The organism is Salinarimonas sp., assembly GCF_046292825.1.
In the GTDB taxonomy this organism is placed as follows: domain Bacteria; phylum Pseudomonadota; class Alphaproteobacteria; order Rhizobiales; family Beijerinckiaceae; genus Salinarimonas.
On record NZ_JBKBQG010000080.1, the window covers coordinates 1 to 8,558 of the forward strand.

Sequence of the window (8,558 nt, forward strand, 5' to 3'; positions counted from 1 at the left end):
AGGGACGGCTCTAACACCCATTTTCAGGCCCCGCTCGAGCGCCTCTCAAGTCCTCTTTCGACCGGCTCTTTGTGGTGCAAGAGCATGTGGCGATCGCTGCAAAACCAAGTGGCGCGCTTCACGCAGGTCACGATGTGCGAATAGCGTTGCCCTCCGGGGAGGGATCGCTCCCCCCCTCACTGCTTCGACACGCCGCCGAGCATCAAGAGAAACGACGGCTGCAGGCGGAAATCCTGCACCGCGGCGGTCGTCACCGCGTTCTGCTTCCAATTGGCGACGAAGGCCCAGGGCGCGTCCTCGTGGACGAGGCGTTGCACCTCGCGGTAGAGGCGCCCGCGCTCCTCCTGGTCGGTCGTCGCGCGGGCCTCGGCGAGGAGGCGGTCGACCTCCTCGTTGGAATAATAGCCCGAATTGAAGCCGCCCTCCTCGGGCCAGGCCTCGGTGCGCAAAGCGAGGAAGGGGAGGGTGTCGGGGTCGTTCGTCATCCAGGCCATCTGCGCCATGTCGGCCTGGCCCTCGAGGCCGGCGTTCACCCGCTCGAGGAAGGTGTTCCACTCGTAGGTCTCGATGCGCACGGACAGCCCGACCGCTTCGAGATCGGCCTGGATCGCCGTGCCCATCGCGACGGGCTCGAGCATGCCCGAGCCGCCCTCGGTGACGAAGAAGACGAGCTCGGCTCCCTCCGCGCCCGCTTCGGCGATGAGTTCGCGGGCGCGGTCGGGATCGTGCGGATAGGGCTCGAGCGACTCGTCGTAAGCCCAGGCGAAGGCGGGCGGAATCGGCCCCGACGCGATCTGCGCCGTGCCCTGCAGCACGTTCTCGACGAGCGCCTGCTTGTCGATCGCGTAATTGACCGCGCGGCGCACGCGCACGTCGTCGAAGGGCGCCTCGCGGGTGTTGAGGATCAGGAACCACAGATGCGGCCCGGCCTCTTCGTGGACGACGAAGCTCGCATCGTCGGCGAAGCGGCGCAGCGCGTCCGGCGGCACCTCGACCATCACGTCGAGCCCGCCCGCGAGCATCTCCGCGACGCGGGTATTGGCGTCGGTGATCGGGCGGAAGACGACCGCCTCGAGCGGCGCGGGCCCGTCGCGGTGCTCCTCGAAGCGGGAGAGGACGACGGCGACGTTGGCGTCCCAGCGCTCGAAGCGGAAGGGGCCGGTGCCGGACGGGTTGCGGCCGAACTCGCCGCCATGCTCGGCGACGGAAGCGGGCGAGACGATCAGCCCGGTGGGATAAGCGAGGTTCGACAGGAAGGGCGCGTAGGGCTTCTCCAGCGTGAAGCGGACGGTGTGAGTGTCGAGCGCCTCGACGCTCTCGACCGCGCTGAAGAAGAAGGACAACGGGAACGGCCCCGTGTCGTGATGGGGGTGATCCTCGTTCAGCATGCGCTCGAAGGTGAAGACCACGGCGTCGGCGTCGAAGGCGCTGCCGTCGTGGAAGGTGACGCCCTCGCGCAGCCGGAAGGTGTAGACGGTCCCGTCCTCGGAGATCTCCCAGCTCTCGGCGAGGGCGGGCTCGATCTCGAGCGTGCCGTCGGCATAGCGCACGAGGCCCTCGTAGATGTTGACGACGATGCGGAAATCGTTCGCGGCGGTGACGGCCTGCGGATCGAGCGATTTCGGCTCGGCGACCTGCCCGACCGAGAGAATTCCCGGCGGCGTCTGCGCCTGCGCGGAGGGCGCCGCCTGCGGTCCGAGCAGCAGAGCGGCGGCGAGCGCCGCTCCCGTGACGAGCGCGAGCGCGCGCTTCTCCACCATCGCCTTCATGTCTTCTCCTCTCGCACGGGCCTCGCTGCGACCCGGATGAGCCCCCTCGTCAGAAGCCGGATCTGCGCCCGGCCGTCGTTTCGAGCGCCCAGTGTAGACGCCGCCCGCGTGGGCGATCAACCGTCCGCCCACGCTTGCGTGCCGGGGGCGATCGCGAGACCATGGGCGGGGCACGAGAGGAGGAGCGGACGATGACCTATTCGATCCTCGGCCTCGACGAGGCCGCCGGCGCCGTGGGCGGCGCCTGCGTGAGCGCGACGCCGTCGGTGGGCGGCTTCGTCCTGCACGCGGCGCCGCGCGCGGGCGTGGTCGCAACGCAGGGGACCGCGACCTCGGTGCTCTACGGCGAGCAGGCGCTGCGCCGCATCCTGCAAGGCGAGACGCCGCAGGAGGTCGTCGCGGCGATCACGCAGAGCGATCCGGGCCGCGCGGCGCGCCAGGTCGCGCTGATGGACCCGCAGGGCCACGCCGCCGCCTTCACCGGGGAGGACAACGAAGCGGCGTGCTGCACCCTCGTCGAGCCGGGGCTCTGCGTCGTCGCGAACCGCGTGGCCGCGGCCGATCTCGCGCAGCGCATGGCCGAGGCCTTTCGCGCGACGACCGGCCCGCTCGCCGACCGTCTCCTCGCCGCCCTCGCCGAGGGCGCGCGCGCGGGCGGCGATCGCAACGGCGACCGCTCGGCCGCTCTGCGGATCGTCTCCCTCGCCACGCCGCCGATCGACTTGCGGGTGGACGACGACGCGGACCCGGTCGCGCGCCTGGCGGGGGTCTGGGCCGCCTGGCAGGAGCCCGATTTCGTGCGGTTCCGCGAGAGCATTCCGACCCACGACGACCCGTATCGCAGGGGATGAGGGGCGTCGCTCCGATCTCGGGCGCGACGATGCCGCAAGGTCGCCGCGCGCCCCGCGCGGCGCGCGGCGCGCGATTGCGATTTCCCTGCGAACGCCCTATGTCGGAGCGGTGACGGCGCGGGTCTCGCGGCGTCTCGCGCGAAGAGAGTTGCCCATGGCCGTCGTTCTCGACCTCCTCAACAAGGACAGCCGTCCCCGCCACCCGGAAAAGGCGCACCGGCCCGATCAGCCGTTGATGCGCAAGCCGGACTGGATCCGCGTGAAGGCGCCGGGCTCGAAGGGCTGGGCCGAGACGAACCGGATCGTGAAGGAGAACAAGCTCGTCACCGTCTGCGAGGAGGCGGGCTGCCCGAATATCGGCGAGTGCTGGGAGAAGAAGCACGCCACCTTCATGATCATGGGCGACACCTGCACCCGCGCGTGCGCTTTCTGCAACGTCAAGACCGGCCTTCCCGAGGCGCTCGACGCGCACGAGCCGGAGAACGTGGCGATCGCGGTCGAGAAGCTCGGCCTCGAACACGTCGTGATCACGTCGGTCGACCGCGACGATCTCGCCGACGGCGGCGCTGCCCATTTCGCCGCCGTGATCCGCGCGATCCGCGCCCGCTCGCCCAAGACGACCATCGAGGTGCTGACCCCGGACTTCCTGCGCAAGGAGGGCGCGCTCGAGATCGTGGTCGCGGCGCGGCCGGACGTGTTCAACCACAATCTCGAGACCGTCCCCTCGAAATATCTCAAGGTGCGCCCCGGCGCGCGCTATTTCCACTCGATCCGGCTGCTGCAGCGGGTCAAGGAGCTCGACGCCACGATCTTCACGAAGTCCGGCATCATGGTCGGGCTCGGCGAGGAGCGCAACGAGGTGCTCCAGCTGATGGACGACCTGCGCTCGGCCGATGTCGACTTCCTGACGATCGGCCAGTACCTGCAGCCGACCCGCAAGCATCACCCGGTCGTGCGCTACGTGACGCCCGCCGAGTTCGAGGCCTATGCGACGACGGCCTATGCCAAGGGCTTCCTCCTCGCCTCCTCCTCGCCCCTGACGCGCTCCTCCCACCACGCGGGCGACGATTTCGCCCGGCTCAAGGCCGCGCGCCTCGCCAAGCTCGGTCGCTGAGCGCCGCATGCCGTCGTTCCGGACCTCCCGCCGCGTCCGCCACGCGCCGCAGAAGATGTTCGACCTCGTCGCCGACGTCGAGCGCTATCCGCAATTCGTGCCGCTCTGCGAGGAGCTGCGCGTGCGCCGGCGTGTGGCGAGCGGGGAGGGGATCGAGACGCTCGTCGCGGACATGACGGTGGGCTACAAGCGCATCCGCGAGACCTTCACGAGCCGTGTCACCCTCGATCGCGCGCGCATGCGCATCGATGTCGAATATGTCGACGGCCCGTTCCGCTACATGGAGAACCGCTGGAGCTTCCGCGTCGTCGACGACGAGCCGGAGGCCTCCGAGGTGGAGTTCTTCATCAATTACGAGTTCAAGAGCTTCGCGCTGGGCATGCTGATGGGCACCATGTTCGACCGCGCCTTCCGCAAATTCTCCGAGGCCTTCGAGGCGCGGGCGGATACGATCTACAGGTGAGGAATTTTCGCGGCGGCGCTCTGCCGGCCTCGCCAGGATGAACCTCGGTTTGTGCGAGACGCGCGCCATCGGCCCCGCTTTCGTGCGATCCCGGTCGTGCAGGGTCACTCGACGCGCTACGTACAAGCCCGTTCTGTCCGGACACCGTGTCGCGGCCTAAGATGTGGATAATGCCGTATTTGTCGCCGATGTTGCCAAAGCGCTACAGACAGTCTTAAACTCTGCGTTGTTAAGATCGGAACAGGCCGGGGATTGGTGCGTTTCCGGTTCGGGGGCGAGAAACGATCATGGCTTGGACGTTGGAAAAGACGCATCCCACAGCTGCGCAGAAGCCGCGGAAGTCGCAGAAGCTTGTGCAGGCGAAACCGCAGAAGGCGACGCAGGCGAAGTCTCAGAAGCCGACGCAGGAGAAGTCGCAGCGGTCGACACAGGCTGCCGGAGGTTCAAGCACGCCCCTCTCTGGCAACGAAGGCTTGATAAAGGCACTTTTCGCCGCGACTGCCATGGCGGCCCCCTTCGATGCGAACGAGCGCGCATATCCGAGAGAGGCTAAGGATTTCGTGGCCGAGCTGGTCAAGGATCCGAAGGCCGCACGCGCCTATTTGCAATCGCTTGGAAATTTTGACGAACAGGGTAAATTGCGGCCGGAGCACGATCAAGAATGAGCGCCCCGCCGACGACGCGAGGGCGTCGGGGGCTGTCGCATGCGTCGTTTGTTTCCGGTCGTCGGGTTTCACGGGTGCAGGAGTGCCGTCGCTGACGCCGTGCTGAACCGTGGCGAGCCTCTGATCGCGAAGGAGAAGGACTACCACTGGCTTGGCCAGGGCGTCTATTTCTGGGTCGAGGGCTATCGCCGAGCGTGGGATTGGGCCAGGCGGCATCATCCCGACCCTGCCGTCATCGCCGCAATCATCCGCTCGATGAACTGCCTCGATCTCACCGATCTCGGCTCTGCGAGCGAGTTGAAGCTCAGCTACGAGGATCTCGAGGCCCTCCACGCCGCCGCCGACCTCGAACTTCCCAAGAACCAGGCACCTGCGAACGGCATTCCGCTGAACCGCCAGCTCGACTGCAAAGTTATCGAACACCTGCACGAGATGCGAAAGCGGTTCGGGGCTCCTGACTACGACACCGTGATCGGCGCCTTCGAAGAAGGTAGTGAGATCTATCCCGGCGCCGCTCTGCGCGAAGAGACGCATGTCCAGATCGCCGTTCGCACTCCGGCCGCGATCCTCGCGGTCTTTCCGCCGAGCGCGATGGGCTTCACGTAGCGCGTGCCATCCCGCTCCCGCCCTGCTACCAAAGGCGCTCTTCCCTGGAGGCGTGGCGCATGGGCTTGACCGACCTCGACCTCGTCGCCTTCGGCTTCTTCCTCGTCGCCTGGGGCGGCTATCATCTCGCGGTGGAGCGGTTCGGGCCGGCGCGGGCGAGCCTCAACACGCGCATGGCGGATTATCGCCGCGCCTGGATGGACCAGCTCCTCGCGCGCGAGAACCGGATCGTCGACGCGACCATCATGGGCTCGCTGCAATCGGGTGCGGCCTTCTTCGCCTCGACCTCGCTGTTCGCGGTGGGCGGCGTCTTCGCGCTCCTGCAGGCGACGGAGACGGCGCTCGTCCTCTTCGCCGATTTGCCCTTCGGCATCGAGACGACCCGCGCGGCCTTCGAGGCGAAGGTGGGCGGGCTAGGCGTGATCTTCGTCTATGCCTTCTTCAAGTATGCCTGGTCGTATCGCCTGTTCAACTACGCCGCGATCCTGGTCGGCGCGATCCCGCAGGATGTCTCCGATCCCGGCACCGCCGCCGCGCGGGCGCGGGCCGCGCAGATGACCATCGTCGCCGGGCGCCATTTCAACCGCGGCCAGCGCGCCTTCTTCTTCGCGCTCGCCTATCTCGGCTGGTTCGTGAGCCCGTGGGTCCTGATCGTCGCGACCACCGCCGTGCTGGTGGTGATGGCCCACCGCCAATTCGGCTCCGACGCGTTGGCGGCGCTCGACGTTGAGAAACATCCCTCCCCGTAAAGGAGGGGCGGAGATACATCCCTCCCCGTAGGGGAGGGTGGCCCCTGAGCGAAGCGAAAGGGGTCGGGTGGGGCCCGTCGCGCAGAGGAGAATCGCCACCCGGGCCCCACCCGACCTCCTTCGGCTTCGCCTCGGAGGCCACCCTCCCCTCCGGGGAGGGATCTTGCCGGAGGAACGCGATGTCGGACGAAATCGAACGCACCATGCTCGCGCTCGTCGAGGCGCGTGGGGCGGGCAGGACGATCTGCCCGTCGGAAGTGGCGCGCGCGGTCGGCGGGCCGCATCCGGACGGGTGGGGACCCCTCATGCAGCCCGTGCGACGGGTCGCGGTCGCGCTCGCCAAGGAGGGGCGGATCGCGATCCTCAGAAAGGGCCGGCCGGTCGACCCGGACGATTTCCGCGGCGTCTACCGGCTCGCGCTGCCGATGCCGGGGGAGGGCGGCGCGGGCGAGGGGCCGGGCACCAGCTCCCCGGTGCGGCCCGTCAGCCGATAGGCGAGGAGGCCGAGATATTCGCGCGCGGCGATGTCGAGCCGCATCAGGCCGGCCGAGACCGAGCGGAAGCCGCGCGTCAGCTCCTGCCCGCCGATCGTGCGGAAATCGACCGGGAAGGGCACCACCTCGAACCCTTCCGCCCGAAACACCGCCATCGAGCGCGGCATGTGCCAGGCGGAGGTGACGAGAAGCCAGACCTCGCCCGGCTGCGGATCGGCGATGGCGCGGCTGAAGCGGGCGTTCTCGAAAGTGTCGCGGGAGCGGTCCTCGATCAGGAAGCGGGCGGGGTCCACGCCGAGATCGGCGAGCACCCGCGCCGTCGCCTCGGCCTCGGAGTAGCGGTCGTCCTGCAGGAGCGCTCCGCTGCCGCCCGAGAGCAGGAGGCGCGCCTGCGGATGCAGGCGTGCGAGGATGGCGGCCGTCGTGATCCGCTCGCCCGCCTCGTTGAGGACCGGCTGGCCGAGCTCCATCGTCGCGTCCTGCTGGATCGACCCGCCGAGCACCACGATGCCGTCGACGCGCGGCAATTCGTCGACCGTCAGGGGGGGGTAGCGGCTCTCCAGCACGTGAAGCGCGAGACTGGGCAGCGGCGAGAGACCGAAGGCGAAGGTCGCGACGACCCCCGCCGCCGCCATCCCGAGCCCGATCTTTCGCGTGCGGGCGAAGAACGCGGCGAGGATGCCGAGCCCGGTGATCGCGGTAAAGAGGTTCGAGGGGGCGAGGAAGAAGAAGCCGATCTTGGCGAGCGCGAAGAACATCGGCCCGTCAGCCCCCGCCGCTCTCGCGCTCGAAGCGCGCCTTCGTCTCGGCATTGGGCGGATAGAGGCCCGGCAGCGGCACGCCGCGATCGACCTCGCGCATGATCCAGGCCTCGAGCCGCTCCTGGTCGAGGGCCGCCAGCGCGACCGCCTCGACCATCGCCTGGGGAATCACCACCGCGCCGTCCCCGTCCGCCACGATCACGTCGCCGGGGAAGATCGCGACGCCGCCGCAGCCGATCGGCTCCTGCCAGCCGACGAAGGTGAGGCCCGCGACGGAAGCCGGCGCCGCGACGCCCGAGCACCAGACGGGCAGCCCCGTATCGCGCACGCCCGCGCCGTCGCGAACGGGTCCGTCGGTGACGAGGCCGGCGACGCCGCGCTTCTTCATGCGCGCGCAGAGGATGTCCCCGAAGATGCCGGCCTCCTGCAGGCCGAGCGCGTCGGCGACGCAGATCACGCCCTCCGGCATGTCCTCGATGGCGCCGCGGGTCGAGCGCGGGGAGGACCAGGATTCGGGCGTCGCGAGATCCTCGCGGGCGGGCACGAAGCGCAGGGTGAAGGCCTCGCCGACGATGCGCTCGTGCGCGTTGAACCGCGCCTGCGGCCCCCGCATCCACGCCCGCCGGACGCCCTTCTTCAGGAGGACGGTCGTGAGCGTCGCGGTGGTGGAGGCGTGCAGCGCGTCGCGGATGGCGGTGTCGAGGGGCATGACGGGATCCCGTGCTTCGTGGGGCGTCCCAGCGCTAGCGGAGACGGGGAGAGGCGGCAAGGGCGATCTCGCTCGCCGGAGGGTAGGGATGGGGGCGAAATCTTTCCCCGGAGGGCTGCGCGAATCGCACATCGTGATCTGCGCATCGCAAGGGAAAGGACAAGGCGCCGCCGCTCTCCTTCCCCTCAGGGGAAGGTGGCCCGGCGGCGGAGCCGACGGGTCGGATGGGGTCATTCGCAGCGAAGCTGCGAAGGGGCGTTGGCGTAAAGCTCCTTACGTAAGGCGGCTCCCGACGCCCCTTCGCTCCTTCGGAGCGAAAGACCCCATCCGTCTCCGACCCCTGTTCGGGGTCGGAGCCACCTTCCCCTGAGGGGAAG

The 8,558-nt window shown here is 69.0% G+C and carries 10 protein-coding genes; 7 read left to right on the plus strand and 3 right to left on the minus strand.

The annotated features are described in order from the left end of the window. Positions 1-176: 176 nt before the first annotated feature. Positions 177-1,760: an ABC transporter substrate-binding protein gene (locus ACK4UM_RS20490; protein WP_409802791.1), complete on the minus strand. Its 1,584-nt coding sequence runs from the start codon at positions 1,758-1,760 to the stop codon at positions 177-179. A gap of 200 nt (positions 1,761-1,960) precedes the next feature. On the opposite strand from ACK4UM_RS20490, the gene ACK4UM_RS20495 reads away from it, so the two are divergent. From ACK4UM_RS20495 to ACK4UM_RS20525, 7 genes are all read left to right on the plus strand, one after another. Then, on the plus strand, positions 1,961-2,620 hold the full coding sequence (locus ACK4UM_RS20495) for a DUF1028 domain-containing protein (RefSeq protein WP_409802772.1): 660 nt from the start codon (positions 1,961-1,963) through the stop codon (positions 2,618-2,620). A 154-nt stretch (positions 2,621-2,774) separates the two neighbouring features. Then, the gene (lipA, locus tag ACK4UM_RS20500; RefSeq protein ID WP_409802774.1) at positions 2,775-3,734 is read left to right on the plus strand and encodes a lipoyl synthase; all 960 of its coding nucleotides are present in this window, start codon (positions 2,775-2,777) and stop codon (positions 3,732-3,734) included. Between the two features lie 7 nt (positions 3,735-3,741). Continuing rightward, a complete protein-coding gene (locus ACK4UM_RS20505) occupies positions 3,742-4,197 on the plus strand; it encodes a type II toxin-antitoxin system RatA family toxin (protein WP_409802776.1) in 456 nt (151 codons plus the stop codon). Between the two features lie 287 nt (positions 4,198-4,484). Then, on the plus strand, positions 4,485-4,862 hold the full coding sequence (locus ACK4UM_RS20510) for a hypothetical protein (RefSeq protein ID WP_409802778.1): 378 nt from the start codon (positions 4,485-4,487) through the stop codon (positions 4,860-4,862). A gap of 39 nt (positions 4,863-4,901) precedes the next feature. Beyond that, the gene (locus ACK4UM_RS20515; protein WP_409802781.1) at positions 4,902-5,468 is read left to right on the plus strand and encodes a hypothetical protein; all 567 of its coding nucleotides are present in this window, start codon (positions 4,902-4,904) and stop codon (positions 5,466-5,468) included. A 59-nt stretch (positions 5,469-5,527) separates the two neighbouring features. After that, a complete protein-coding gene (locus tag ACK4UM_RS20520) occupies positions 5,528-6,217 on the plus strand; it encodes a DUF599 domain-containing protein (RefSeq protein WP_409802783.1) in 690 nt (229 codons plus the stop codon). Positions 6,218-6,396: 179 nt separating this feature from the next. After that, on the plus strand, positions 6,397-6,711 hold the full coding sequence (locus tag ACK4UM_RS20525; protein ID WP_409802785.1) for a DUF3253 domain-containing protein: 315 nt from the start codon (positions 6,397-6,399) through the stop codon (positions 6,709-6,711). Here the strand turns inward: ACK4UM_RS20525 and ACK4UM_RS20530 are convergent. Beyond that, positions 6,624-7,469, minus strand: a complete 846-nt coding sequence (locus ACK4UM_RS20530) for a YdcF family protein (protein ID WP_409802787.1) — start codon at positions 7,467-7,469, stop codon at positions 6,624-6,626. The genes ACK4UM_RS20525 and ACK4UM_RS20530 overlap by 88 nt on opposite strands. 7 nt (positions 7,470-7,476) lie before the next feature. After that, the gene (locus ACK4UM_RS20535; protein WP_409802789.1) at positions 7,477-8,181 is read right to left on the minus strand and encodes a ribonuclease activity regulator RraA; all 705 of its coding nucleotides are present in this window, start codon (positions 8,179-8,181) and stop codon (positions 7,477-7,479) included. Positions 8,182-8,558 lie beyond the last annotated feature (377 nt).